Source organism: Meiothermus sp. CFH 77666 (assembly GCF_017497985.1).
GTDB lineage: Bacteria > Deinococcota > Deinococci > Deinococcales > Thermaceae > Meiothermus.
The window spans coordinates 75410-101188 of record NZ_JAGDFV010000002.1 but is presented as its reverse complement, the minus strand read 5'-3'; the positions used below and the strand labels follow the sequence as shown (position 1 = coordinate 101188).

General features: G+C 61.1%; 19 protein-coding genes, 3 tRNA genes and 2 pseudogenes. 6 read left to right on the top strand and 18 right to left on the bottom strand.

Features of this window, described 5'->3' with window-relative positions; translation table 11 throughout:
- Positions 1-72 precede the first annotated feature (72 nt).
- Positions 73-1230 carry an amidohydrolase family protein gene (locus tag J3L12_RS02015; RefSeq protein WP_208013369.1) on the top strand — a complete coding sequence of 386 codons (1158 nt, stop codon included), beginning with the start codon at positions 73-75 and terminating at the stop codon, positions 1228-1230.
- 355 nt (positions 1231-1585) lie between these two features.
- Here J3L12_RS02015 and J3L12_RS02010 read toward each other — a convergent pair whose 3' ends face one another.
- The 6 genes from J3L12_RS02010 to J3L12_RS01985 form a co-directional block, all read right to left on the bottom strand.
- Positions 1586-2113, bottom strand: coding sequence for a DUF192 domain-containing protein (locus J3L12_RS02010; protein WP_208013368.1), 528 nt, complete (start codon positions 2111-2113; stop codon positions 1586-1588).
- Complete coding sequence (locus J3L12_RS02005) at positions 2110-2871, bottom strand: glutaminyl-peptide cyclotransferase (protein WP_208013367.1); 762 nt, start codon at positions 2869-2871, stop codon at positions 2110-2112. The genes J3L12_RS02010 and J3L12_RS02005 overlap by 4 nt, the downstream gene beginning before the upstream one ends.
- A gap of 44 nt (positions 2872-2915) precedes the next feature.
- Positions 2916-3557, bottom strand: a complete 642-nt coding sequence (gene tmk / locus J3L12_RS02000; protein WP_208013427.1) for a dTMP kinase — start codon at positions 3555-3557, stop codon at positions 2916-2918.
- 23 nt (positions 3558-3580) lie between these two features.
- Positions 3581-4333 carry a Nif3-like dinuclear metal center hexameric protein gene (locus tag J3L12_RS01995; RefSeq protein WP_208013366.1) on the bottom strand — a complete coding sequence of 251 codons (753 nt, stop codon included), beginning with the start codon at positions 4331-4333 and terminating at the stop codon, positions 3581-3583.
- A 98-nt stretch (positions 4334-4431) separates the two neighbouring features.
- The gene (locus tag J3L12_RS01990) at positions 4432-5886 is read right to left on the bottom strand and encodes a UDP-N-acetylmuramoyl-L-alanyl-D-glutamate--2,6-diaminopimelate ligase (RefSeq protein WP_208013365.1); all 1455 of its coding nucleotides are present in this window, start codon (positions 5884-5886) and stop codon (positions 4432-4434) included.
- A 21-nt stretch (positions 5887-5907) separates the two neighbouring features.
- Positions 5908-6300 (bottom strand): rhodanese-like domain-containing protein, encoded by a 393-nt coding sequence (locus J3L12_RS01985; RefSeq protein ID WP_208013364.1) that lies wholly within the window; start codon positions 6298-6300, stop codon positions 5908-5910.
- A gap of 47 nt (positions 6301-6347) precedes the next feature.
- Between J3L12_RS01985 and J3L12_RS01980 the strand changes: the two genes are divergently transcribed.
- Positions 6348-6749: a hypothetical protein gene (locus tag J3L12_RS01980; RefSeq protein ID WP_208013363.1), complete on the top strand. Its 402-nt coding sequence runs from the start codon at positions 6348-6350 to the stop codon at positions 6747-6749.
- 22 nt (positions 6750-6771) lie between these two features.
- Here J3L12_RS01980 and hisD read toward each other — a convergent pair whose 3' ends face one another.
- From hisD to J3L12_RS01920, 11 genes and pseudogenes are all read right to left on the bottom strand, one after another.
- Positions 6772-8019, bottom strand: coding sequence for a histidinol dehydrogenase (gene hisD, locus J3L12_RS01975; RefSeq protein ID WP_208013362.1), 1248 nt, complete (start codon positions 8017-8019; stop codon positions 6772-6774).
- Positions 8020-8206: 187 nt separating this feature from the next.
- Positions 8207-9007 carry a DUF3108 domain-containing protein gene (locus J3L12_RS01970; protein ID WP_208013361.1) on the bottom strand — a complete coding sequence of 267 codons (801 nt, stop codon included), beginning with the start codon at positions 9005-9007 and terminating at the stop codon, positions 8207-8209.
- A gap of 168 nt (positions 9008-9175) precedes the next feature.
- The gene (locus tag J3L12_RS01965) at positions 9176-10264 is read right to left on the bottom strand and encodes an aromatic ring-hydroxylating dioxygenase subunit alpha (RefSeq protein ID WP_208013360.1); all 1089 of its coding nucleotides are present in this window, start codon (positions 10262-10264) and stop codon (positions 9176-9178) included.
- A 653-nt stretch (positions 10265-10917) separates the two neighbouring features.
- Positions 10918-11457, bottom strand: a pseudogene (locus tag J3L12_RS16645) (DUF4384 domain-containing protein); the annotation flags it as partial.
- Positions 11458-11613: 156 nt separating this feature from the next.
- Positions 11614-11689, bottom strand: a tRNA-Val gene (locus tag J3L12_RS01955).
- Between the two features lie 3 nt (positions 11690-11692).
- Positions 11693-11768, bottom strand: a tRNA-Glu gene (locus J3L12_RS01950).
- A gap of 110 nt (positions 11769-11878) precedes the next feature.
- Positions 11879-11954 (bottom strand) — tRNA-Lys (locus J3L12_RS01945).
- A 136-nt stretch (positions 11955-12090) separates the two neighbouring features.
- Complete coding sequence (locus J3L12_RS01940; protein ID WP_208013358.1) at positions 12091-14511, bottom strand: cbb3-type cytochrome c oxidase subunit I; 2421 nt, start codon at positions 14509-14511, stop codon at positions 12091-12093.
- A gap of 54 nt (positions 14512-14565) precedes the next feature.
- Positions 14566-15633 carry a cytochrome c oxidase subunit II gene (coxB, locus tag J3L12_RS01935; protein WP_208013357.1) on the bottom strand — a complete coding sequence of 356 codons (1068 nt, stop codon included), beginning with the start codon at positions 15631-15633 and terminating at the stop codon, positions 14566-14568.
- A gap of 101 nt (positions 15634-15734) precedes the next feature.
- Positions 15735-17585 (bottom strand): annotated as a pseudogene (locus J3L12_RS16640) (heme o synthase).
- 219 nt (positions 17586-17804) lie between these two features.
- Positions 17805-18020, bottom strand: a complete 216-nt coding sequence (locus J3L12_RS01920) for a CDGSH iron-sulfur domain-containing protein (protein WP_208013354.1) — start codon at positions 18018-18020, stop codon at positions 17805-17807.
- A 184-nt stretch (positions 18021-18204) separates the two neighbouring features.
- On the opposite strand from J3L12_RS01920, the gene J3L12_RS01915 reads away from it, so the two are divergent.
- Positions 18205-20058, top strand: coding sequence for a phosphoenolpyruvate carboxykinase (GTP) (locus J3L12_RS01915; RefSeq protein ID WP_208013353.1), 1854 nt, complete (start codon positions 18205-18207; stop codon positions 20056-20058).
- A gap of 422 nt (positions 20059-20480) precedes the next feature.
- Positions 20481-20891, top strand: coding sequence for a thioesterase family protein (locus tag J3L12_RS01910; RefSeq protein WP_208013352.1), 411 nt, complete (start codon positions 20481-20483; stop codon positions 20889-20891).
- Between the two features lie 232 nt (positions 20892-21123).
- Here the strand turns inward: J3L12_RS01910 and J3L12_RS01905 are convergent, their stop codons facing one another.
- Positions 21124-22458, bottom strand: a complete 1335-nt coding sequence (locus tag J3L12_RS01905; RefSeq protein WP_208013351.1) for a glucose-6-phosphate isomerase — start codon at positions 22456-22458, stop codon at positions 21124-21126.
- Positions 22459-22554: 96 nt separating this feature from the next.
- Between J3L12_RS01905 and J3L12_RS01900 the strand changes: the two genes are divergently transcribed.
- On the top strand, positions 22555-24810 hold the full coding sequence (locus J3L12_RS01900) for a bifunctional (p)ppGpp synthetase/guanosine-3',5'-bis(diphosphate) 3'-pyrophosphohydrolase (protein WP_243454825.1): 2256 nt from the start codon (positions 22555-22557) through the stop codon (positions 24808-24810).
- 62 nt (positions 24811-24872) lie between these two features.
- Complete coding sequence (locus tag J3L12_RS01895; RefSeq protein ID WP_243454824.1) at positions 24873-25544, top strand: DUF92 domain-containing protein; 672 nt, start codon at positions 24873-24875, stop codon at positions 25542-25544.
- Positions 25545-25779: the final 235 nt, after the last annotated feature.

Genomic DNA, 25779 nt, shown 5'->3' with positions numbered 1-25779 from the left:
GTCGGTTCCGGTTTTTTGAGCGAACGGGTGCCTGGTGATGAACCTGCCTGACTTGTTTCCCTGGGGGAAGTCGTGCATCTGACCAGCATTGCCATTTTCGATCACCACGCCTACCCGCTTTACACGGAAGAACGCTGGCGCACTGAACCGCTCGAGCGCTACTTCACCCTGAACCCAAGCCCCGAGATGCTCCCCTTTGTGCGGGACAGCCTGTTTTTTCGCCGCAGCCTCCGCGACCTGGCCGAGTTTTTTGGCTGTGAACCCAGTCTGGAAGCTCTCGAGGAAGCACGTCTGCGTCACCCCTACCTCGAGCTGGCCCGCTGGCTGTTTGCCGAGGCCAACATCTCGCACCTTCTTATCGAGGACAGCCCAGGCAACGACGACCTGTGGCCGGCAAAGACCCATGCCCAACACCTGGCTTTGGGGGTAGGGCGGATTGTGCGGCTCGAGGCTGAGCTGGAGCAATTGCTGAACCATCACGACAGCGCAAGCCGACTCCTGCAGGCCTTTGAAGCTCACCTGCGCGGGCTGACGCCATCAGCAGCCGCCTTCAAGAGCGTGGTAGCCTATCGCAGCGGCCTGGATATCGGGCGGCACAACCTGGTCGAGCTCGAGCGGGCCTACAGCGAATTGCGCCGCAGTCCACCTTCGCACCAAGCCCCGCGCATTACCAGCAAACCCTTACTCGATTCCATGCTATGGATCGCCCTGAAGGTAGCCTGCGAAACCGGCAAGGTGGTGCAGTTTCACACCGGCTATGGCGATTCCAGCCTGGATATGCGCCTGGCCAACCCCCTGGGGCTTCGCACGGTGCTCGAGGCCCCCGAGCTGCGCAGGCTTAAGGTCGTCCTGCTACACGGCTATCCCTACCTGCGGGAGGCCGGCTATCTGGCCAGCAGCTACCCCGGGGTTTATCTAGATCTGGGGCTTACCATTCCTGCCGGAAGCATACACGCCATGCGCACCGCCCTGCACGAAGCGACCCACCTGGCCCCCCTCAGCAAGGTGCTCTTCTCCACCAGCGCCCGCCACAGCCCCGAAATGTTCTGGATTGCGGCCCGCTGGGGGCGGCGCATTGTGGCGCAGGTGCTCGAGCAAGCCGTCTACAATGGCGATCTCAGCAGCGAAGAGTCCGATTGGGCTGCCCAGCGCATCCTTGCCCTCAATGCGGCCGAACTCTACGGCACCTTTGCCAGCTCTCCTACCGAGCCCGTGGTGTCATTGTTTTAGATTGTTCTGCCGCGAACGGTCTTTTTATCGCGCTCTTCACAAACGTAGCCGAGCACAAAAACGAGAATGCCTCTGGGCCCAGGCCAGGTTACGCACCCAAGCGCAGGCCGGGCCCGGCCCACGGGTGTTTGGGTTTCGAGTTTCCAGGCAGCCGCGGTTCGGTTCAGGACAAGACTTTCTTGAAGCTGGATGGCTCTGCGCCCTAACAACGCTACAGAAGGTGGGATTGGGTGGTAGTGAACACCTCTCCCCTACCCCCTGCTCTCTACCTCATCGCTCGACCAGTATGCAAAGTGCTCAAGCAAAGACCAAATCATGTAGCGCCAATGTTTTCCCCTCCGCCAAGCGCCGGCGCTCAGGGATTGCCCTCGAGCCCCTTCAAGCTGACTCGTGCCCCGGGGCCAATCTGGTTGCGGGCAAACCAGCCTTTGGGCACCACGAGCACCTGCCGGTAAACCAGCACAGGTGCGAAGCTCGGGCATGCCTTACCTACGGGCGAACTGGGGCAGGGTTCAACATCCCCCAGGGCTAGAACCTTCCCAAGCCGATCCAGAAAGGCTACCGAGATGGCCTCCTGGTGGCCCAGCCCCGACCAACTATCGTCGTGGGGAGCGGAAAACTGGTACAGGATGCCCTGCCCCTCGGATAGTTTGCGCCGGGGGAAAGGGTCTTGCGGATTGGGGTTGCGGATGACATAAACCTTGAGCGTTTGGGTTCCTTTATCGGTCGTGATGCGAAGCTCCTGACCAGGCTGAACGGGCCGCTGGGGCCGGGCCATCCGATTAAGGGTCTGGCCGGCTAGAAAATACCCGGCGGTTGAAATAGCGATAATCAGTGCCACCAGAATCACACTGTAGCCACGGAAGGGGCTCGAGCCGTTCATGGATTCTGCACAACCTCAATCTCGAACAAGAAGGGCCAGAGTTTCCCGGTCACGAAAATGCGCCGGTTCTGGCTGTCGTAGGCGATGCCGTTGAGCACGGCGTCGGGGTCGGGGTTGCGGGCCTGGGCCAGCAAGGAGAGGCCGGTCAGGTCGAGCCAGGCTTCCACGTTGCCGCTCTGGGGGTTGATGATGGCAATGCGGTTGGTCTGCCAGACGTTGGCCCAGATGCGGCCCTGAATGTACTCGAGCTCGTTGAGCCGCGTGACCGGCTGCCCCCCTGCCCGTACCGTAAGGGTGCGCTCGGGCCGCAGGGTACGCGGGTTGAGGAAGAAGAGCTGCGCGGAGCCATCCGACAGGATGAGCCGAGCCCCGTCGTGGGTCAGGCCCCAGCCTTCGGTCTGGTAGGTAAAGCGCCCCACCGGATTGAAGTTCAGGTCGTAGATGAAGCCCTCCTGGTTCTGCCAGGTGAGCTGGTAAAAGCGGTTCTGAAACAGGGTAATGCCTTCGCCAAAATATTTCTGGGCCAGCGGACGGCTTTGCAGCACCCGCCCGGTCTTGAGCTCCACCTTACGGATGCTGGACTGGCCGTAGAGGCCGGTGCCTTCATACAAAAAGCCATCGTGGTAGATCAGCCCCTGGGTAAAGGCGGTGGGGTCGTGGGGGTAGGTATTCACCACCCGGAAGCCCCACACCGGAACCTGGGGCTGGGCCAGGGCCATGCCCAGCAAAAGCCAGAGGGATAACAGGGCGCGAAGCACGCCTTTACCTTACCGCAAGCCCCCAAAGATGAATGAGACCGGGGTCAAGGGTGGAGTCTGGTATCGGCGCCAAGCCCTGCCTCTGCCAGCAGACCTTGCAGATACACCTGCAACTGGGCTTGCAGTTCCTCCGGGGTCTGGGTTGCATCCAGCACCACAAAACGCTCGGGTTCGGCGCGGGCCAGCTCAAGGTAGCCCTGCCGCACCCGCCGGTGGAACTCGAGGGGTTCGCGCTCGAGGCGATCCCGCCCTTCAAAGCGCTGCAAGCCCACCTCGGGGGGCAGGTCGAACAGGAACGTTTTGTGAGGCTTCACGCCCAGCGTCGCACCCTGGGCAACCTGGCGCAGCCAGGCCAGGTCTAGCCCCCGCCCGTAGCCCTGATAGGCCAGCGAGGAATCGAGCCAGCGGTCACAGAGCACCACCTCACCCCGCAGTAAAGCGGGTCGGATGAGGGTTTGCATATGCTCGGCGCGGTCGGCGGAGTAAAGCAGGTACTCGGCCTCGGCGCACATGGCGTCCTGGTGCAGCAATAGCCCGCGAATGGCCTGCCCCAGCCGGGTACCACCGGGTTCGCGGGTCTGCACCACCGCAAGGCCCTGCTGTTCCAACCAGGCCGCAAGCAGGCGCGTCTGGGTCGACTTTCCAGCACCCTCGGGGCCTTCGAAGGTCAGGAAGAGGCCGCGCAGGGTTTCTCCTTCGGTGTGAGCCCTCATAACCCCGTTGGATGCTCCAAAAACACCCAGGGCAGGCCAAACGCCTCTTCCAGCCGCGCAGCCAGGGCCTTGACCCCAAAGGTCTCGCTATCGTAGTGGCCTGCATAAATCACGTTAAGGCCCAGCTCGAAAGGCTCGTGGTAGTGCGCGTGCGAAGGTTCGCCGGTAATGTAAAGGTCGCAGCCCAAAGCCTGGGCCAGCCCCACATCACCGGCCCCACCCCCCGAGACAACGCCCACCCGGCGCACCTCATCCGGCCCCCCCTGGTGCAGGAGCGGCTGCATGCCGGTCAGCTCGCCGATGCGATCCACCACCTCGGCCAGGGGTTTTGCCGCGGCAAAGTGCCCCACAAAGCCAATGGGGCCGTACTTGGGGTGCGGGAAAGGCTCCAACCCCTGCAAACCCAGCTCGCGGGCCAGCACCGCATTGTTCCCCACCTCGGGATGGGCGTCGAGCGGCAGGTGGGCGGTGTAAAGGCTGATGCCTGCCGAGAACAACTTTTCCAGGCGTCTTTTCTGGTAGCCCACAATGGCAAACGGCTGCCCCCAGAAAAGCCCATGATGGGTGATCAGAAAGTCCACCTTGGCTTCTGCGGCCTGGTCGAAGATCGCCTGGGCCGCATCCACCGAGACCCCAATTTTTCGCACCTCGGCTTTACCCTCTACCTGCAAGCCATTGAGCGAGGGGTCTTTGAACTCGCGGATTCTGAGGTACTCATCCAGCCAACGAACCAGGGCATCGCGCTGCATGACTCAAGTCTAATACCGTCGTAATCTCGGCACACCCCAGGGCTCAATCAACAACTTCACGAGGCTGGCGGGAACCCAAGATGTTTTGCCTTCAGCCTTCAGCTTTCGGCCTTTCGCCCCAGTTCCCCCAGCCCCAGGCGCACCTCCTCTACCTCGTTCCAGGGCAGTATTTCGGTGCCCCGCTCGAGCGTCCGCTCGTGGCCTTTGCCCGAGAAGAGCACCGTGTCGCCGGGCCGGGCCTCCTTCAAGGCATAGCGGATGGCCTCGCGCCGGTCGGGCACCAGCACATAGCGGCGGGGGTCGCCGTGGGCCCGGGCCATGGTCTGCAAAATTGCCTCCAGAGGCTCGGTGCGGTGGTCTTCCTCGGTGAAGATGGCCAGGTCGGCCAGGCGCGCCGCCACCTGTCCGATGCCCGTTCGGCGGCCTGGATCCTGGTTGCCGGCAGCCCCGATCACCACCAGCAGGCGGTGTTGGGTGGTGGGGCGCAGGGTATGCAGAGCGGCCTCGAGGCTGGCCCCGGTGTGGGCAAAGTCCACCACCACCCGAAAAGGCTCGCGCTGCACCAATTGCATCCGGCCCGGTACACCCGGAAAACGGGCCAGCCCGGCCTGGAGTTGCGCCACCGAGAGGCCCATCCGGCTGGCGGCGGCCAGGGCTGCCAGGGCGTTCTCGGCGTTGAAGCGCCCCAGCATGGGCAACTGCACCGGGAACGACCCGATGGGCGAGATGACTTCAAACGATAGACCGCTGCTGCTTTCCTCCAGGCGCTGTAGCCGCCAGTCGCCCTGGGCGCCATAGCTCCAGGTCTGGGGGCGACCCGCCAGGGTTTGCGTCCAGGGGTTGTCGCTGTTCACCACCCTGAACCTCGAGCGCTCCAGGAGCTTCTTTTTCTCAGCAAAATAGTTTTCCATGCTGCCGTGCAGGTCGAGGTGGTCTTCATAGAGGTTGGTGAAGACACCCACTTCGTAAGAGAGCCCCCGCACCCGCTCCAGGGCCAGCGCATGGCTGCTTACCTCGAGCACCGCCTGCTGACACCCGGCTACTGTAAAGCGGTGCAGCATCTCCTGCACCTGCGGGGCCTCGGGGGTGGTGAAGTGGCCGGGCAAAAAAAGCTCCTCATCCCCAATTTTGACCCCCACCGTGGAAAGCCGGCCCACCGGCGGAGAGGCCGATTGCAACAGGTGGTGGAGCAGCACCGTAACGGTGGTCTTGCCCTTGGAGCCGGTCACGCCGACCAGCTTCAACTTTTGCGCCGGATAGCCCCAGAAGGCTGCCGAGAGGTCGGCCAGGGCGGCCCGTGCATCGGCCACCCGCAGGTAGGGTACGGGCAGGTTCAGCTCGAGCATCCCCACCACCGCCACCGCCCCCTTTGCAAGGGCCTGGGGAATGTAGTCGTGTCCGTCGAAGGGCCTGCGGCTCGGCAAGGGCACACCGGGCACGGCCACGAATACAAAACCAGGCTGCACCAGGCGCGAGTCGTGCGTAATGCCCGTCACTTCCACGGGGGGAGCGCTCTGGCCAAACAGGGAAAATAGCTCTGCCAGCGTCGGCATGGGGTTTAGTTTAGCGCCTGCTTACCGCTCCTCGAGCCGCTCCACGACTCCACCCACCCGCACCCACTCGGTAAAACCGCCCTCAATATGACACACCGGCTCCAGGCCCATCCGCTGCACCGTCTGGGCGGCCAGGGCCGAGCGCCAGCCCCCCGCGCAGTAAAAGACAAACTTCTTGCCCGAAGCAAAGATGGGCTTGTGGTAGGGGCTTTCGGGGTCTACCCAGAACTCCAGCATGCCCCGTGGAGCGTGGAAAGCGCCGGGAATCTTGCCCTCGCGCCTGAGTTCGCGGATATCGCGCAAGTCCACGAACACGTAGTCGGGGTGGCCCAGGTAACCCCTGGCCTCCTCGGCTTTGATGGTCTCGATCTCGGCCAGGGCAGCCTCGAGCAACGCTTTGTAGCCGATTTTCATACCCATGCCTCAATTTACTCATCCAGGCTCTTTAAGCTAGGTGTGCTATGCGAATGCTTTTGTGGCTCCTGCCTCTGATGCTCTCGGCGTGTGTGGCCGTACGACCTGAACCCACTCCCCCCCCACCGGTGCGGCCTGCACCCCAACCCACCAGCTTTGTGCTCAACGCGCGGCTGGGTTTGCCACCCTATCCGGGCAGCGTGGCCCTCAAGCGCGAGGAGCGGGGGGGCTCGAGCGAGGCCGAGTTCGAAACCCGCGACCCCCTCGAGCAGGTCTATACCTTCTTTCACAACTGGCTCACCAGCCGGGGCTGGGTACGCACCCGCCTCGAGTACAAGAGCGCTGCTACCAAAGTGGAGGCGGTGTACCAGCGGGGCGCTGAGCGCTTCCAGCTCGAGCTCGACCAGCAGGGCCGCAGCGGGCGGTATAAGCTCGAGATCGATTTTTAACCAGGGTTAGGGTTTCGGCCATCTAATCCTTCATTCGGCGATCCAGGGCCCTGGCATGGGCTTCCAGACCTTCCTCGCGGGCCATGCGGGCCCCCAGCGCCGAGAGCTTGCTGGCGGCTTCCTGGGTGAGCCCCACCACCGGAATCACCTTGAGAAAATCGCGTAGCGAAAGTCCACCGCCAAACCGGGCCGTGCCAGAAGTGGGCATCACGTGGCTGGGGCCTGCGATGTAGTCACCCAGCGCCTCGCAGGAGTGCTCCCCCAGGAACACACCCCCGGCGTTGCGTACCATCCCCAACGCAGCCAGGGGGTCGTGAATGGAGAGGCACAGGTGCTCGGGGGCGTACAGGTTGGCCAGTTCCAGGGCTTGCTCGAGATGCTCCACCAGCACCAGCCCGCTACGCTCCAGGGCCTGCCGGGCGATGGGGGCCCTGGGCAGGTCGGCTAGCTGGCGCTCGAGCTCCTCCGCTACCCGCTCCAATAGCTCGCGGTAGGCCGAGAGCAGCCAGGCTTCCGAGTCCGGGCCGTGTTCGGCCTGGGCCAGCAGGTCGGCGGCCAGCAGCTTGGGGTCGGCGGAGGCATCGGCAATGATGAGGGTCTCGGTAGGCCCCGGCAGCCCCTCCATGCCCACCACCCCGTACACCTCGCGCTTGGCCAGCACCACATAGCGGTTGCCCGGCCCCATGATTTTGTCCACCCTGGGCACCGTCTCGGTGCCGTAGGCCAGCGCGGCAATAGCCTGCGCCCCGCCCATGCCAAACAAGCGGTCGGCCCCCGCTACCCAGGCGGCAGCCAGTATGCCGGGGTGCACCCTGGGCGGCGTGGCCACCACAATTTCGCCCACCCCCGCAACCTTGGCCGGCACAGCCGTCATCAGCACGGTGGAGAGCAGTGGGGCCGACCCTCCCGGCACATACACCCCAACCCGATCCAGTGGGCGCACCAGTTGGCCCAGCACCCCCTCCGGCCCGGCCTCCAGAAAACCCCCCATCGGCTCGCGCCGGTAGAAGGCTTCAATGCGCTCCCTGGCGGTCTCGAGGGCATCCCGCAGGTCGGCATCCAGGCTCTCGTAGGCCTCCCGCCAGACCCGCTTGGGAATCTCCTCTACCGGATGCCCATCTATTTCCTGGCTAATGCGGTGCAAGGCGGCATCGCCTTCCTGTTCAACCTGGTGCAAAATATGCCGCACTGTTTCCAGCGCATCGCCATACTCCACCGTCATGCGGCGGTTTTTGAAGTGCCCACGGATTTGCTCTGGGGTTTTGATCATAAATAAGACCCTTTGGCAGCACAATTAAGGTCACAGGTCGCAGGTCAAAAGGTTTTGGGTCAAGAGTCAACGGTCTAGCGCAAGAGACGGGAACTTTTTCTTGCCATCGGCCATTGACCATAGACTATCGGCTCTTTGGGATTGGTTATCTGCGTTTGCGTTTTTGGCCTTCGGCTTTCGGCTCCCCCTAGTTATACCGTCTGCGGCGGCGACGACGGCGGTTGGAGCTCTCCCCTTCGCGCTCTTTGGGGGGCTCACCAGCAACCACCCTGGGCTTGCCAGGCTCCGGGGCCGCCACGCGGGGGCGGCCTGCGTTGCGCTGGGCGTTGGCGCGTGAACCCGGCTCCGAACGTCGCTCTAGAGGCTGCAAACGTTGCCCGGCCTCGAGGCGCTCCACCTGCACCAGCTCGGCCTCGAACACATGCTCCCCTACCTTCTGGGTAAGGCGCACCGGATAGCCGTCCTCGTCGAAGTAAAGCAGGCTCAGGCCGGGGCGCAGGCGGTAAACGCGCATATTGCGAAGGGTTTTCTCGCCTCCGGTGTCCACCTCGAGGGCCTGGTCGGGCAGGCGTTCGACATAGGCCCTGCCGCCCACCAGGGCGAATTTTTCGACCCCCCCCACCTCGAGGTTGAGCCTCCCCACCGCCAGAATGAGCGAGAGCGGGTCGTACATATCGGCCAGATAGGGAATGGCAAAGTCGTCCCTGCCCTGGCTCACCGTTACCAGGCCGTCTTCGCGGGAAAAATCTACCTCCATTACCCGGGCCCCGTTGCCCTCCACCCGCTCGCGGTAGCGGCGGGGCAGGCCCTCGCGGTCTACCTCGCTCTCCCAGCGCTGACGGGTTTTGGGCGGCGGAAGCTCCACATTGGCTTCCAGGGTCAGGCGCAGCCCATCCCGGCGCGGCTCCACGGTCAGGCGCTGCTCCCCTGCCGAGTGTCCGGCGTACCGAAGGCTATACCGTAGTGACTGCGGAATCGCCCAATCCATGTTCTCCATCCTACCAGCCCTGGGTCAGTCGCAAGTCCAGGGTCGAGGGTTCAGCGCCAAAGGATGAAGCGACCCAGATCACCAAAGCGCTTGTTTGTTACCTCACCCGTGTCTTTAGCCTTCGGCTTTCAGCTTTTGGCCATCGGCTATAGACTATAGACCCCTCATCTACCCCAGCGCCTCCGCCAGCAGCCGGTGAAAATGATGCACCCCCTGCTCCCGCGCCACGCTGAAGCGGCCCCGGTCGTAGAAGCGCGACTTGACTCCCTTCTGCACAGCCTCCACCACCACTTCGTCTTCCCGCTCCACCCGGTCGAGCGCAGCCCCAGCCCCCGCCTCGAGCTTGCCGGCGTCCCAGATATAGGGCAAAAACGAGACCTTGGTCAGCTCGGGCCCCAACGGGCGCACCACATTGACCGAAAGGCCCCAGGGGTAAAAGTTGAGCATCAGGTTGGGGAAGACCCAGTAGTAGTAGGCGGCAATGCGCTTGCCGTAGTCGGGGGAGTCTTTGGGCAGATCAAAGCCAGGCTCGCCGGGGGCCGCAATCCCCAGTTGCAGGTTGCACCAGTCGTAGACCTCGGTGGTGTAACTGCCGTAGTCAATGGCCGTGTTGAGCGAGGCGTGGATGAAGGGGATGTGGAAGCCCTCGAGGTAGTTGTCGCAGTAAAGCGCCCAGTTGGCCCGCACCAGGTAGTCCCGCGCGCGAGCCGGCTCGAAGTAAAACTGCCGGAAGGGCATCCAGCCGACGCGCTCCTGGATGGGCCGCAGCACCTCTTGCAGCGAAACCGCAGGGTTCAAGCTGGCAAGTAAAAACTTCTCCTGGCCCCAGGTCTCGAAGGCCACCCTGGGCAGGTCGTCCTGGGGGCTGGGAAAGCCCTGCACGCCCTCGAACTCCGGCATGGCCTGAAAGCAGCCATCCAGGCCAAAGCGCCGCCCGTGGTAGCGGCAGCGCAGGTAGCGGGCGTTGTCGCCGGTCTCGGCCACCAGCATCCCCCGGTGGGTGCACACATTGGAGAGCAGGTGCAGTTGGTCGTCAAAATCACGGGTCAGTACCAGGGGCTCGTCCAGGCAGCCCTCCAGCAGGATGAAGGGCTTGACCGTGCCGGGGGCCTTCAGGTCGTCGGTGTCGCCCACCCACTGCCAGCTCCGGGCAAAGACCTTCTCTTTGGTTTCCTCGTAAATGGCGGGGTCTTTGTAGAAGCTCGAGGGCAGGGTGGCGGCCTGGGCAATATCGGGGTGAACTTCCAGTTTCTTCATGGGTGCTCCTTGGGCGATTGGGCTGGGTGTTTTGAGTCAACAAACCAGGTCGGTACAGCCAGGCTTCGACTGTACGAGGGCGGTTGGGGTTTTATTTACCGGCAGCAATAATGGCCCTGGCAAAGCGCAATAATTTGGTCTGAATATCGAGCCAGAGCGGTTCCCATGAATAGTCGGTGCGGCGGTTTTTGCCGTACCGACTACAATACGACGCACCGCGTGCGTCGTATTGGTGGGAAACGCGACAGGAGCGCATGGCTCCCATTATAACAAGGCCCCCCGCGCCTCCAGCGGGGGGAGAGGGGGTGGGGGACTTACTTACCCCACTCCAGCTTGACAATCATCTCGCCGCCTCTGGGGCTTACGCTCACCTCGAGCTTGTCCCCACCCCGTCGGTACTCTGCCTGGTAGGCCAGGTTCTTCTTGCCCCCCTTGGACTTGAAGTTCACCTTCACCCAGCCCTTCGAGAGCAGGTCGCGGTGGTAGTAGCTAAAAATCTGCTCCACATCGCCCCCCCGGTAGGCCACGCGGTACTCGGTGTCCTCGCGGTCTTCCCACAGCACCCCGTAGCCCGGCATGGGGGTGATAAAGAAGATGGGCGGCCTGGGCACTACCGCCACCGGCGGCTCGGGATTGCTGGCCCAGCGGGGCTGCACGTTGTAGCGCACCACATCGCTCACCCAGTCGCGGTCGGGCAGCGGGGTGACCACAATCGAGAGGGCCCGGGCCAGGTTGCTGGCCCCCTGCACCCGCATCTGCCCGCTGCGGATGTCAGCAATCTGCGCGAGCGAGAGCGGCGTGCGGCTGGCCACCGCCAGTACCTGGTCTATGCCCGCAGGCCCGCTGATGGTGAACTCGTAGCGGGCCCCCGGCTCGGGGAAAAACCGAGTCTCGCCCGCACGCAGGTAGTTGTTCTGGTTGAAGGCGTTGGGCAGGATCAGGTCAATCTGGCCGTCGGCGTTGATGTTGAACAGGTAGACATAGGCGTTCTGGTTGACGCGGGTGTAAATTTTGATTTTGTCGCCGAAGAAGTAGGTAGCGTTGCCCAACCCCGAAGGGTCGCGGTCGAGCCAGGTCTGCACGTCCAGGTCGGTGGGCACCGGGTTGACAATGATGCCCTGGGGGCTCAGCACCGGCGCCGCAGAGGCCATCAGGCCCAGCAGCCCCATCATGCTTGCAATCAGTCGCTTCATCTCGTTCCTCCTGAACCCAGGGTAGGAAACCAGAAGCGCCCTGCCATGAAGCCTGCGTCAGCAAAACTTAACCTTGGCGTTGAGCGAATCTTTAGTTGCTACACCAAAAACCCCCTTATGCGAAAACTGCATAAAGGGGTTTTGGCGTTTTGGATTTGGTGGGCGACGAGGGACTCGAACCCCCGACTTCATCCTTGTAAGGGATGCACTCTACCAGCTGAGTTAGTCGCCCGTGTGGTGACCCCAAGGGGATTCGAACCCCTGTTACCGCCGTGAGAGGGCGGCGTCCTAGGCCACTAGACGATGGGGCCGTGGGGTTTTTGGCGTTGCGGGAATGGGCCCGCCAACAAGACCGTTCATCAGGGTAGCACAGGCTTGCCGGTTCGTAAAGCCAATCCCCCGGATTTCCCCGGGGGATTTTTGGTGGACCGCACAGGACTTGAACCTGTGACCAACCGATTAAAAGTCGGTTGCTCTACCAACTGAGCTAGCGGTCCGGTTTTGCAGCCTGTGGAGCAGAGAGCTTCCTACAGCCTTAGAGATTATAGGCAAAGGGCCCACTGTTGTCTATAGCGTGAGCAGCCCTAAAAAGGGCCGAGGGCCGGGCAGGCGCCGGCCCACGAGCTCCATTTGTTACCAGATATAGAAGATGGTCACGATGAAAAGCCACACCGCATCCACCAGGTGCCAGTACATCGAGGAGCCCTCGAGGGTACCCTGCTCGTGGTTGTTGATTTTGCCTGCCAGACCCTGAGCATAGGCCAGGGTGAGCCCGGTGCCCCCAATAACCACGTGCGCTCCGTGCAGCCCCACGATCAGGAAGAAGGCGGTAAACCAGAGCGCAGCCTTTTGGGCAGCTTCGGACTGCCCAGCAGCATTCAGCGCTTCAACATAGTGGCTCGAGGCAATGGCGAATTCCCAAATCTGGAAGAGGAAGAAGACCACCCCTAACAGGATGCTGATGAGCATCCCGAGCTTGAAGGGCGAGAACTTGTTAGTACGTAGATCATGGTGCGCGTAGTGCACCGTGAACGAGCTGGCCACTAGGAAGAAGGTGTTCAGAAGGGCCAGCCACAGGGCCGGACGGTGCTCCTCGGGCGGCAGCGCAGCCCCGGTCAGACGTAGGTAGAGGTAACCCGCTATCAGAATGCCGAATAAGGCAATTTCCGAGACGATGAACCAAGCCATCCCCACCCAGGCATTCGACTTGCCCGTAACAGTGTGGTGGACTACTGGGTGATCGTACTCCTTGCGCAAAGCCCACCTAAAGAGGCTATAGAAAAACACCACCAACCCCACCGCCAGCCAGCCACCCCAGCCAGGCACCCCACCCACCGGAGCGTTGCCCAGGTCGGGGGCCAGCGAGACCCCAATACCGGAGATCAAGAGCCCCACTGCAGTCATGAACGGCCAGATGGTAGGGGCCGGCAGGTGAATGGTAGCGGGGTCTACCGGGGTGGGCTTCAGGCCTTCTTTTTCCCAGTCGTAGAGGGGCCGCTCAGACTTGAACACCGTGGGGAACTGCACCGCAAAGTTGTAGGAAGGCGGGGGCGAGGAGGTGGCCCACTCGAGGGTATACCCGCCCCAGGGGTTGTCGGGGGCCTTGACGTTCTGGCGGAAGCTCTGGATCACCGCAATCATCCAGGCAATACCCCCCAGGGCCAGAATCACCGCCCCCACGGTGGAAGCGAAGTTCAGCTCATTCCACAGGTAGAGCCCATCCGGGTAGGTGTAGTAGCGGCGGGGCATCCCCAGGAAGCCCAGCACGTACTGGGGCATGAAGGTTAGCAGGTAGCCCACCAGGAAGAGCCAGAAGTGCATCTTGCCCCAGAACTCGGGGTACATGCGCCCGGTAATCTTGGGCCACCAGTAGTAAAGCCCGGCAAAGGCCAGGAAGCCCGAGCCCGCCATCAGCACGTTGTGAAAGTGGGCCACTACAAAGTAACTGTCCTGCACCTGGTAGTCGAAGGGCACCACCGCCAGCATCACCCCGGTAATGCCGCCCAGCAGGAAGTTAAACATGAAGCCCATCACGAAGAGCATGGGCGTTTTGAAGTCCAGTTGGCCGCCCCACAAAGTGCCCAGCAGGTTGAAGATCTTCACCCCGGTCGGCACCGCTACCAGCACCGTAAAGAAGACAAACACCAGCTGGAACAGGAGGCTCTCACCCACCGTGAACATGTGGTGCGCCCAGACCAAAAAGCCCACCACCGCAATGCCCACCAGGGCAAACACCATGAAACGATAACCAAACACCGGCTTGCGCGAGAAGGTCGAGGCCACTTCGGCGGCAATACCCAGGTAGGGGAGCAGCATGATGTACACCGCCGGGTGCGAATAGAACCAGAAGAACTGCTGGTATAGCACCGGGTCGCCACCAATGGTGGGATCAAACAAGCTGAGGCCCAGCTTGCGCGAGAGCAAGACCGTCAGGCTGGCTGCGGTAATACCGGCCAGGGCAAAAAGCGAGAGCATGGAGGTCGCAAAGATGCCCCAGACGAAGATGGGCATCTTCCACAGGCCCATGCCCTTGGCCCGCAGGTTGTAGACCGTAGCAGCGAAGTTGGCCGAGCCCAGGAGGCTCGAGAGCCCCACTAAGAGCACGCCCATCATGAAGAAGTCGGTGCCCAGGCCCGTAGTGCGCGAGAAGGGGTAGTAGAAAGTCCAGCCCACGTCCGGCGCCCCGCCAAAGAAGAGCGAGGCATAAATCAGCACCGCCGAGAAAACGAAGAGCCATGCCGCGAAGGCGTTAACACGCGGCAGGGCTACGTCCCGCTCCCCCAGCATGAGGGGCAGGATGAAGTTGCCAAAACCCGCCAAGCCCGCGGGGATGATAAAGAAGAAGAGCATGGTAGCCCCGTGCAGGGTGAGTACCTGGTTGTAGGCATCGCCCACCAGGAACTGCTGCTCGGGGCCCGCCAGCTGCCAGCGAATGGCCACCGCCATCAGACCGGAAAGCCCGAAGGCCACGAAGGACGTGACCAGGTAGATCATCCCGACTTTTTTGTGGTCACTGGTGGTCAAGAGATCCCAGACCAAAGCCCAGAAACTCATTCGGGAAGCGCTTTTTTGTGGAGTTGCAACCGCCATATTGACTCAAACCTCCCGTTAGAACTTCTCCAGCTTGCTAAAGTCTAGGCCATCCACCTTGTGGCTCATCAGGTAGGCCGCGATGGCCTTTACGTCGTCGTCGGAAAGGTTGGGGAAGGCCGGCATCTTGACGCCGGGCTTCATGCCAGGGGAGTTTTTGATCCAGGGCTCGAGGTACTCGGGCGTATTGGGCCACATCCCCGCCCCCACCGTGGTGCGGTTACCAAAGAAGGTCAGGTCGGGGTTGTTCACCAGGCCCTGAGATACCCCTTTAATGGCATGGCAGGCCGCGCACTGCTGTTTGTAGAGCTCCTCACCCCGCACCAGGGTAGGGTCGCTGGGCGTGGAGGCCTGGTAGGCTTTGGCGCCCGCAATCCAGCGGTCAAACTCCTCCTGGGGCACCACCTTGACCCGGAAGCGCATGTTGGCGTGGGAAGTCCCACACAGCTCCACACACTGCCCATAGTAGGTGCCCACCTTTTCGGGCGTAACCTCGAAGGGGATCACCACCCCCGGAATGGCGTCCCTCGCACCCACCAGACTGGTTATGCGGAAGGAGTGGATTACGTCGTAGTTACCGTCCACGCCGCCGGTCACTTCAAAGCGCACCGGTTTGCCCACCGGCAGGATGAGCTCGTTGGAGTTGCGAATGCCATGGTCTTTGTAGTGGAAGTCCCACCAGAACTGCCAGCCGCGCACCTCCACCACCATGGCCCCTGGGGTGGGGCGATCCAGCTTGAACATGCTCTGGGCGGTAAGGCCAAAGATGATCAGCACAATGACGGTAGGAATCACCGTCCAGGCTACCTCGAGGCGGTCGTTACCGTGCATCTGCTCGGGCTCGCTGGTCTCCTTACCCGTGCGGCGAAACTTGACCGTCACATAGATAAGCGCACCCGTGACCACCACGAACACCAGGGCCGCAAAGCCCATCACCCAGGCCAGCAGCCCCCGAACCTCGCGATTGAACGCCGAGGCATCCCGATCCAGGATGTTCAGGGTATGTCCCCCCGCCTGACCTGGCTCGGCCGCCAGCACCAACCCCAGCATAAGCAGGATTATCAAACCTATACTTCGTTGCAGCATTCCTACGTCCTCCCTTGGTTGCTTGGGCTATTCTAAGGCATTTTATTTGGAAACATTTCAGACACGGTTACCACAACCCGTACCCGGCCAGGGTATTGTATCTACATCCACAGGGCGCGGTCTACAGCCATCGCAACAAAAAGCAATGCCAGATATAACATGGAGTATTTGTACAGTGATAGCGTCCAGGGGCGCTCGAGGGTCTGATACAGGCGCAAGCTCTGCACCAGGAGTAGCCCATTCAACACCAATGCTGCCACCAAGTAAAACCAACGCAGCTCCCCCATCAGCACCGGAATCAGGGCAATAACCGCGGTCAGGATGGCGTAGAGGCAGATCTGATAGGCCGTTTCCCGCTCACCCCGCACCACCGGCAGCATAGGAATGCCCACTGCGGCGTAGTCGTCTTTGATCATGAGGGCCAGGGCCCAGAAGTGCACCGGCGTCCAGAAGAAAACGAGCAGAAATAGATACCAGGCAAAAAGGCTCAATTCGCCCGTTACCGCCGCCCAACCCACCAAAGGCGGGAAGGCCCCGGCAGCGCCGCCAATCACGATGTTGCTCCAGAAGCGGCGCTTCATGTAGAGGGTGTAAATGAGCACATACCAGCCCAGCCCGGCCATGGCCAGCAACGCAGTAGTCAGGTTGGCGCCCCACCACAAGAGCAGGAAAGAGAACACCATCAGGGCCGTGGCGAAAATAGCGGCATCGCGGGTGCTGATTTTGTCGGTGACGGTCGGGCGCTGAGCGGTACGCTTCATGCGGCCATCAATATCGCGGTCAATAACCATGTTGTAGGCATTGGCCGCACCCGCCGCCATATAACCGCCCACAAACACCACCACAAACAAGCCCAGGCCCGGCCAGCCTCCCGCCGCAATGAACATGGCCATCAGGGTGGTGAAAAGCAACAGGCTAATCACACGGGGCTTGGTTAACCAGAAGTAATCGCGCCAGGTGGCGCGTTCGGGATTGGCAACAGAGACCACCATAGTAGTTTACCTTGCTTCGGGCGCAGGAATCCTGGCCGAAGGCGCATGATACGCCAGACTCAGGGCCGAGACCGTGAGCAACAACCAGGTGACCCAGATTACATCGGACAGCAGCAGATGGGGTAGCTGGGTGTAGAGCGGCGCCAACTGCTGCACGTTGAGGTAACCCATGCCCAGTTGCAGGATAAATACCACCCCTGCTGCTCGAGCGAACCACCTGGTATAGATGCTAGGTCGAAGAGTCGCCACTAGATTAGCAATCAAGACCATATACACGCTCACCATCACCGCAATGAAGGGATGGTAGATGCGAAGCTGCACCAGAAAGTGCTCCCCTGGCGTGAGCGCACGGCCCACCGCTTCGGCGGTGTTACGCACGGGGAATAGGGTGTCGCCCAGCGAGGTCAGCGCCCCAGAGGCTGCCACCCCCAGAATTCCCATAAAGCCCAGGCCCAGAGCCCAGCCCACCCAGCCCTGCCCTTTCCAGACTGGGCGGTGATCGGGGTGGCTCGACCACCACGCCGTGAGGGCCAGTGAACCAATCAGGAAGAGGGTGTTGATGAGATGAATGGGGGCTATGACGGCCCTGGCAATGCTGGCATCCGCGCCCACCAGCCGAAAGAGCACCAATCCCGCTCCCACCAGGCTCTCGGTAATCATGAAGAACATCGAGAGCGCGGCCCCGAGCCGTACCAGGTGCCCTTGGGGGAAAGTTCGGCGCGACCAGACCAGAAGCCCAATGGTCAGGAGCAGCGAGAGGCCACTGGTGATGCGGTGGAAGAACTCAATGAAGGTTTCCAGACCCCGAAAAGCGGGCAGCACCTCGCCGTTACAGGTAGGCCAGTGCGCTCCACAGCCATCCCCGGAGCCGGTGGCCTGCACCACATCCCCCCACAGAATGACCACCAGGGTAAAAATCACCACGCCCCAGGCGTAGAAGGTAAAACGTCGGTTGTTCATAAGGAAAATCCCCCCTCTGGGGTATGCACCTCATTCTGCCAGAATCGTTCCAGAACCTCCATAAGGACATTTGTCCCCAAATGCGGGCTGAAAGCCAAAAGCTGAATGCCGAATTCAGGGCAAGCCCCTGTACATGGCTGCTTCTCATCCGTTTCAGCAAAGAGAAAACATTGGACGGAGAACTCAATAACCATCCTCAACGGATTCCAGCATGGGAAGTCAGTTTTCGGAGATGAACTCTACCTCACCGGCTGCCGCCTGGAAGCCTGCCCGTTTGTGGCTACCATCGCAAAAAGGCTTGTTTTCCGAGTGGCCACAGCGGCACAGGGCTAGTTTGGCCCGCTCGAGTACCCGTTCTTCCCCATTCAGGACGAATCTCGCGCCTTCTGGCAAATCCAGCACCAGCGACCCATTCTCACGCAAGCGGATTTTCATAAGCTTAGTTTAGGCATTATCGTTTGGCTCGAGCCGGGGCGATTGACCCTACTGGGTTCTGGGCTCGTAGTGGAGACTGGCTTTGAAGGCTTGTGAGCCTTTTATCAAAGTCGCCAACCTGCCGGAGGAGAAACCAACAATGCCCGTGAAATATCCAGGTACAACCGTTAGAGTAAGGAACAGTATGCAAAACCTCGAGTTCCCTCCCTACATCAAAAGCGAGCGGGTCAAGCAATGGATCACCCAGGCAGTCGCTCTATGCAAGCCCGATCATGTCCACTTTGCCGATGGCTCTGAAGAGGAGTACAACGCCCTCTGCGAGCAGCTTGTTGAGGCGGGTACTTTTATCCGCCTCAACCCCCAGCTGCGCCCCAACAGCTTCCTGGCCCGCTCCGACCCCAGCGATGTCGCCCGGGTGGAAGACCGCACCTTCATCTGCTCCATCAACAAAGAAGACGCAGGCCCCACCAACAACTGGGTCAACCCCAAAGAGATGCACGCCACCTTGCAGGGCCTGTTCGATGGTTGCATGCGGGGCCGCACCATGTATGTGGTTCCCTTCAGCATGGGACCGCTGGGTTCTCCCATTAGCTATATCGGCATCGAGATCACCGACTCGGCCTATGTGGTGGTCAATATGAAGATCATGACCCGCATGGGTAAGGCCGTGTATGACGTGCTGGGCGAGGATGGCGACTTTATACCCTGTATGCACACCGTGGGGATGCCTCTGGAACCCGGCCAGAAGGATGTCCCCTGGCCCTGCAACCCCAAGGTCAAATACATCGTGCATTTCCCCGAGGAACGCAGCATCTGGAGCTATGGATCCGGGTACGGCGGCAACGCCCTCCTGGGGAAAAAATGCCTGGCCTTGCGTATCGCCAGCGTGATTGGACGTGACGAGGGTTGGTTGGCCGAGCACATGCTGATCCTGGGGGTCGAAGACCCCAAAGGTCAGAAGACCTATGTAGCCGCCGCCTTCCCGTCGGCCTGCGGCAAGACCAATTTCGCCATGCTGATCCCACCCAAACCCTTCCAGGACGACGGCTGGAAGGTTACTACCGTGGGTGACGACATCGCTTGGATCAAACCCGGCCCCGATGGGCGTTTGTATGCCATCAACCCCGAGGCCGGCTACTTTGGGGTGGCCCCTGGCACTTCCTATGCCACCAACCCCAATGCCATGGAGTCCATCAAAGCCAACACCATCTTCACCAATGTGGCCCTGACTCCAGAAGGTGATGTGTGGTGGGAAGGCATGGACGGCCCACCTCCCGCCAAAGCCATTGACTGGCAGGGCCAGGAGTGGACCCCCGACTGTGGCCGTAAAGCCGCCCACCCCAACGCCCGCTTTACCGCTCCGGCCAGCCAGAACCCGGTCATTGACCCCGAGTGGGAAAATCCCAGGGGCGTACCCATCAAAGCCTTTATCTTCGGTGGACGCCGCGCCACGGTGGTGCCGCTGGTCTACCAGAGCTTCAACTGGTCGTTTGGGGTCTACCTGGGGGCCACCATGGGCTCAGAGATGACTGCCGCCGCCTTTGGGCAGATTGGCGAAGTGCGCCGCGACCCCTTCGCCATGCTGCCCTTCATCGGCTACCACATGGCCAGCTATTTCAACCACTGGCTGGATATCGGTCGCCGGGTAGTAGACCCACCCCGCATCTTCAGTGTGAACTGGTTCCGCAAGGATCAAAACGGCAATTTCGCCTGGCCAGGCTTTGGCGAAAACATGCGGGTTTTGAAGTGGATTGTAGACCGGGCTAATGGACGTGGTCGTGGCACCGAATCGCCGCTGGGGTACGTTCCCCATTACGAAGACCTGGACTGGCGCGGCCTGAACTTCAGCAAGGAGCAGTTCCAGGAGCTGATGGCCATTGACCGTGACCTATGGCTTAAAGAAATCCTCTCTCACGAAGAACTCTTCATCAAGCTCTACGAGCGGATGCCCAAAGAATTCCTGGCCATGCGTGAGCTGCTCATATCCAACCTCTGGCGTTCGCCAGAGCACTGGGATGTGGGGGGATTGGAAGACTAAACCCAGGTACAGCGCTTGCCCAACCTCCCCTCCATCAAGGGGAGGTTTTTTTAGGCATGTGGCCAACTTTCAGCAACGCACGAGATGGGGATAGGTGGTGGGAGGTAGGCGGCGGTATTCTTCATCTACACCCTACTCCCCACCTCCTAGTGGTCTGGTAAGTAAATTTATGGGTTCATTCCGAACGTAGCGAAGCGAAGAGAGGAATCTGATGTGCTTCAGTCCACTGTAATCACTGTTCCTTTGCAGAGCCAGATTCCTCGTTGCACTGCGTGCGCCTCGGAATGACTACAAGAAATCAAGAGCAGAAGTTGGGTTCAATGGAGGCATCTCAAACACTTTGTTACCAGACCACTAGTGTATGGTGGGTGTTCAAGTAAAGATGGTTCGGTCTTTGTAAAGAGCCCTCTATATTGAATACCGTGAACCGCTGCGATTTTTCCTTCTTCCACCGCTTGCGCGTCCGCTGGGCCGAGGCCGACCCACAAGGCATCGTGTTCAATGGGCACTACCTGACCTACTTTGATGTAGGCATTACCGAGTACTGGCGGGCCTTGGGTATCCCCTACCCCAGCACGGTAGAGCGCTACGGGGTGGATTTGTTCGTGGTCAAGGCCACCGTGGAGTACCATGCCCCTGCCCGCTACGACGACGAACTTGATATTGGCGTGCGTGTAGGACGCATCGGCAACAGCAGCATGCAGTTTGTTCTGGGCATCTTTCGGGGCGAGGCGCATCTAATCAGCGGCGAGGTGATTTATGTGGCCGCCGATGCCCAAACCCGCAAGCCGCAGACCGTTCCGCCAGCCCTGCGCGAACTGCTCGGTCACTAGACACCGCACTTACAGCTACCCATCAAGCGACTTGTCTCCCTTGCATCAAAAACAACCCCGTCATGCCATGAGAGAGCCAATAGGAAATCAGATACGCCCCTGTGCTAGAGGAGGAAGTTGCAGCGCACCAGATTCCTCGCTTTGCACGGAATGACCATTGCGGGGTTGAAATTGATGCATGAACGGCAAAGAAGAAAATTCACAGTAGTGCAATTTCCACAACAAAGCTCGATTACTCCACACCCTCGGCTTTCAGTTCTTGGGCCAGGGCCTCCCAGCCCTTACGGCCCATCAGGGCGTAGGTGTACTCCTTGCCCAGTTCCACCCCCGGCTGGTCGAAGGCGTTAATGTTCCAGAGCTCGCCCAGGAAGGCGGTTTGCCACATCAGGTGTTGTAGCAGCCAACCCAGGTGGTAGGCATCGAGTCTTTCCAACGTGAGGGTGTAGTTGGGCTGTCCGGCTTTGGCTAGGGCATGGGCGGTGGCCTTGGCCTCGGCATCCAGGAGCTCGAAGAAGCTCTTGCCGAAGAGGTACTCGAGCCCCTCGAGGCCCTTCACCGCCGGGATTTCCAGGTTTTCGCTGGGGGCCAGGAGCCGCACAAAGGTGGTGAGCTTGTCGTGGGGGCCCTCGCGGAAAAGCTGCACCTGGGCGTGCTGATCGGTGGTACCAATGGCCCTTACGGCGGTGGTGCCGGTGCGGACTTGGTTCCCCTGACGGTCGCGCATCTTGCCCAGCGATTCGTCGTGCAGTTGCACAAACCAGTCGGGCAGGTAGCGCAGGCGGGTCGAGTAGGGCATGAAGACCACGATGTTCTTACCCCTCTGGCTGAATAGATGGTTGACCAGGGCGGTCTGGGCCGGGAGGTTGTGTTCCAGGGCCCCTCGAGCCTGCTCGTTGGACTTTCGCGCCCCGGCCAGCAGGCTTTCCAGGTCTACCTCGGCAAAGGCCAGCGGCAGGGTGCCCACCGGGCAGGTCACGCTGAAGCGCCCACCCACCGAGGGAGGCACCTCGAAAGCCGTAAGGCCCTCGGCCTGGGCATAGGGGCGCAGAATGCCCTTGGCAGGGTCGGTGGTGACCACCACGTGTTTTTTCCAGTCGGTCACGGCCCGCTCGAGCCACTGTCTGAACACCAGAAAGGCCGCCATGGTTTCTGCGGTGGAACCCGACTTGGAAATCACATTGACCAGGGTTTTGTGGGGGTCAAGGCTGCGGAGCAGCCCAATAATGGGCTCGGGCTCCACATTATCCACAAAATGCAGCCGCACCGGGCCATTCCCCAGGGCGGCACTCACCGCCTGCGCCCCTAACGCCGAGCCCCCAATACCCAGCACCACCAGGTCTTCGACCCAGCCGTTGGCCTGGCGGTAACGCAGCACCCGGCGCAGGGTTTCGGTATCTTCGGGCACGTCAATCCAGCCCAGAAAGGCCTCGGGGCTGGATTTGCGATTCCATAGCGCATCGCGCGCCGCTTCCAGGCTCCGCGCATGGGCTGCCAGCATCGCTGGCCAGTCAATCCCCTGTGAGCCGATGCGCTGGGAATGTAGGTTCTTAAGGTCAAGATGCAACATGCGATTAGTCTAATCGGAAATGGCCAGATGGAAACAAAATGCTAGACTGAGAAAGGTGTCGCCTGTTGTTAACCAGTAGCAAGACCCAGAACTGCCATGACCAAACTTTCCCATGAACCCGTGGTGACCCCCCTATCGCCCGCAGAGCATTCGGCGGTGGCGACCCTGTGGCAGGGCCTGGAACCGCATCTGCACTATCTGACGGCTCACTCAAAAGCACAGGTGCGGGCGGCGCTGGAGTTCGCCTACAGAGCCCACGAGGGCCAGAAGCGCAAGAGCGGGGAGCCCTACATCATTCACCCGGTCGCGGTAGCGCAAATTCTGGCCGAGCTGGGCCTGGACGCCGAAACGCTCATGGCCGGGCTGCTGCACGACACCATCGAGGATACCGAGGTACGGCCTGAGGAAATAGAGGAGCGCTTCGGGGCGGCGGTGCGCAAAATTGTGGAGGGGGAGACCAAGGTTTCCAAGCTCTACAAGCTGGCCCACGCCGCCCAGGAAGACAAGCCCGCCGAGGAAAAGCACGCCGAAGACCTGCGTCAGATGTTCATCGCCATGGCCGAGGACGTGCGGATTATCATCGTCAAACTGGCCGACCGGCTGCACAACCTGCGTACCCTGGAGTTCATGCCCCCCCACAAACAACAGCGCATCGCCCGCGAAACCCTGGAAATTTATGCCCCGCTGGCCCACCGGCTGGGGATTGGGCAGGTTAAGCTCGAGCTCGAAGACCTCTCCTTCCGCTACCTCGACCCCGCGAATTACCAGGCCCTCGAGACCCGCCTCAAAAGCCACCGGGCCGAGCGCGAGGCCGCCGTACAGGCCGCCAAGGAGAAGCTCGAGCAAGCCCTGGCGCGCGACTTTATCCTCAAGCAGTCCATCAAGAACATCGAGGTCACGGGCCGCACCAAACACCTTTTTTCCATCTGGAAGAAGATGGAGCGGGAAGGCAAAGCCATCGAGCAAATCTACGACCTGCTGGCCCTGCGGGTGATCCTGGAGCCGCGCCAGGGCCCGAACCCCGAAGAGAACGCCCTGCGCGAGAAACAGGTCTGCTACCACGTGCTGGGGCTGGTGCATGCCCTCTGGCAGCCCATCCCGGGCCGGGTCAAGGACTACATTGCGGTGCCCAAGCCCAATGGCTACCAGTCGCTGCACACCACCGTCATTGCGGTGAATGGCCTGCCGCTAGAGGTTCAGATTCGCACCCGGGAAATGCACCAGGTAGCCGAGTTTGGAATTGCTGCCCACTGGCTCTACAAGGAAGGTGTGACCGACCCCGAGGCCCTCAAGCGGCGGGTGAGCTGGCTCAAAAGCATTCAGGACTGGCAGCAGGAGTACAGCAACTCCCGCGATTTTGTCGAGGCCGTCACCAAAGAACTGCTGGGTGGGCGGGTGTTTGTCTTTACCCCCAAGGGCAAAATCATCAACCTACCCAAAGGCTCCACGCCGGTGGATTTCGCTTACCACATCCACACCGAGGTAGGTCATCACATGGTGGGGGCCAAGGTCAACGGGCGCATCGTACCCCTCAGCTACGAGCTGCAAAACGGCGAGATTGTCGAAATTCTCACCGCCAAGACCGCCCATCCTTCCAAAGACTGGATGGAGTATGCCAAAACCCGCTCGGCCAAGCAAAAAGTGCGGATGTTCTTCCGCGCCTTTGAGCGAGCCGAGACCCTGGAAAAGGGTTCGCGGATGCTGGAAAAGTACTTCAAGCGGCGGGGACTGCCCAAACCTTTGGAAAGCCAGCTCGAGGAGGTGGGCCGCAAACTCATCAAAAGCGCCTCACCCGAGGATTTGTACGCAGCCATCGCCGGGGGCCGGGTGGCACCCCAGCAGGTTGCCCGCATCCTGGCTCCAAAAACAGAAACGGTCGCTCCCAAAACCAAGCCGGTCAAGAACGAGCTGGGCATCCGCCTCGAGTCCAATCTGAACGTCCCCATCAAGCTGGCCAGTTGCTGCGAGCCCGCCAAGGGCGATGCCATCCTGAGCTACATCACCCGGGGGCGGGGGGTGACTATTCATAAAGCAAGTTGCCCCAACATGCGCCGCCTGATGGAGCAGGATTCGGGGCGGGTGGTGCCCGCCTACTGGGAAGGGCTTGGCCGGGTCATGCAAATAGAAGTCCTGGCCGACGACCGGGCCGGCCTGCTGCGCGACATCATGGACGCCATTGCCTCGATGGGCAAGAGCGCTATGGGCGTGAACTCGAGTCCCACCTCACCCCTCTCCTCCTTGTTTCGCATCAATACCCGTGTAGACCTGACCGAAGGTGAGCAAAAGGTGCTGGATGAGCGCCTGCGCAGCGTGCCTAACGTGCGCACGGTGAACTGGTCGCAGGTACTGTAGGTGTCGAGGGTTGAGGGTCTAGCGTCGGGGGCCAACAGTGCAAAGGGCTTTTGCGCTTACCTATGGGCTCCAGTCTTCTGGCCATCGGCGACTTCCCCCTTATGAATCCGCTTCCAGCTCTGCTCATCGCCTTTGCTGTGGGCCTGCTGGCCGAACGGCTGGGCTGGCTTAGGCCCAATGCTGCCTGGGCTGCGGCACTGGTGGGCGGGTTGCCGCTGTGGGCGGGGGGCCCAACGGCTGCGCTGGCAGTCATTTTTTTGGTAGCGCTGGGCAGCATCGCTAGTCGGCTCAATCCCAAAAGCCATGACCGCTCAGGTCGCACGGCTTTTCAAGTGCTGGCCAATGGGCTTCCGGCTGCAATAGGCATGGCGCTGGGGTCGCCGGTCTTTTTTCTGGCTGCGCTGGCTACAGCCGCCGCCGACACGCTGGCCACCGAAATGGGCAGCCGTAGTCGGTGGGCCTGGCACCCGCTCAAAGGACGGGTAGAGACCGGAACCAACGCAGCGGTGAGTGGGCCCGGAACCCTTGCACTGGTGCTGGGGGCTGGGCTATTTGCGCCCTGGGCCTGGGGGCTGGGTGTGCCGGCTCAGGCTGTGGTGCTGGGCGGCATTGCCGGGGCTCTGGCCGACACCCTGCTGGGGTTGTTGGAAGACCGTTTTGAATGGTGGAGCAACGACCTGACCAATCTGCTGGCTACCGCCACAGGCGGTTGGGTGGCGCTGTGGCTGGCTTGAAGGGCTGAAACCGGCATTAACCTGAACAGTCATTTTTTGAGAGGCATTCTTTATACCCCTCATCCGGCGACACCCCAGACGCAGTTAATAACGTCTCCGGCACTATTCTCAGTGCGCCCGTGATAGAAATATCATGCTGCTCAACGGAAGTGCGAATTCTGGGGTTTGCAGCGGCGCAGCCTCGTGAATCACCCTTTCCTTACCCATTACGTTTCTATCGTGGAGATACTTCCTT

Bases quoted from the DNA above. Each gene is read 5' to 3' on its own strand.
- J3L12_RS01940 (WP_208013358.1), bottom strand. From the start codon at position 14,511: ATGAGTTTCTGGGCTTTGGTCTGGGATCTCTTGACCACCAGTGACCAC.
- J3L12_RS01905 (WP_208013351.1), bottom strand. From the start codon at position 22,458: ATGTTGCATCTTGACCTTAAGAACCTACATTCCCAGCGCATCGGCTCA.
- J3L12_RS01900 (WP_243454825.1), top strand. From the start codon at position 22,555: ATGACCAAACTTTCCCATGAACCCGTGGTGACCCCCCTATCGCCCGCA.
- J3L12_RS01965 (WP_208013360.1), bottom strand. From the start codon at position 10,264: ATGAAGAAACTGGAAGTTCACCCCGATATTGCCCAGGCCGCCACCCTG.
- J3L12_RS01915 (WP_208013353.1), top strand. From the start codon at position 18,205: ATGCAAAACCTCGAGTTCCCTCCCTACATCAAAAGCGAGCGGGTCAAG.
- J3L12_RS01985 (WP_208013364.1), bottom strand. From the start codon at position 6,300: ATGAAAATCGGCTACAAAGCGTTGCTCGAGGCTGCCCTGGCCGAGATC.
- J3L12_RS01990 (WP_208013365.1), bottom strand. From the start codon at position 5,886: ATGCCGACGCTGGCAGAGCTATTTTCCCTGTTTGGCCAGAGCGCTCCC.
- J3L12_RS01970 (WP_208013361.1), bottom strand. From the start codon at position 9,007: ATGGATTGGGCGATTCCGCAGTCACTACGGTATAGCCTTCGGTACGCC.
- J3L12_RS01995 (WP_208013366.1), bottom strand. From the start codon at position 4,333: ATGCAGCGCGATGCCCTGGTTCGTTGGCTGGATGAGTACCTCAGAATC.
- hisD (WP_208013362.1), bottom strand. From the start codon at position 8,019: ATGATCAAAACCCCAGAGCAAATCCGTGGGCACTTCAAAAACCGCCGC.
- coxB (WP_208013357.1), bottom strand. From the start codon at position 15,633: ATGCTGCAACGAAGTATAGGTTTGATAATCCTGCTTATGCTGGGGTTG.
- J3L12_RS01980 (WP_208013363.1), top strand. From the start codon at position 6,348: ATGCGAATGCTTTTGTGGCTCCTGCCTCTGATGCTCTCGGCGTGTGTG.
- J3L12_RS02010 (WP_208013368.1), bottom strand. From the start codon at position 2,113: ATGAACGGCTCGAGCCCCTTCCGTGGCTACAGTGTGATTCTGGTGGCA.
- J3L12_RS01895 (WP_243454824.1), top strand. From the start codon at position 24,873: ATGGGCTCCAGTCTTCTGGCCATCGGCGACTTCCCCCTTATGAATCCG.
- J3L12_RS01920 (WP_208013354.1), bottom strand. From the start codon at position 18,020: ATGAAAATCCGCTTGCGTGAGAATGGGTCGCTGGTGCTGGATTTGCCA.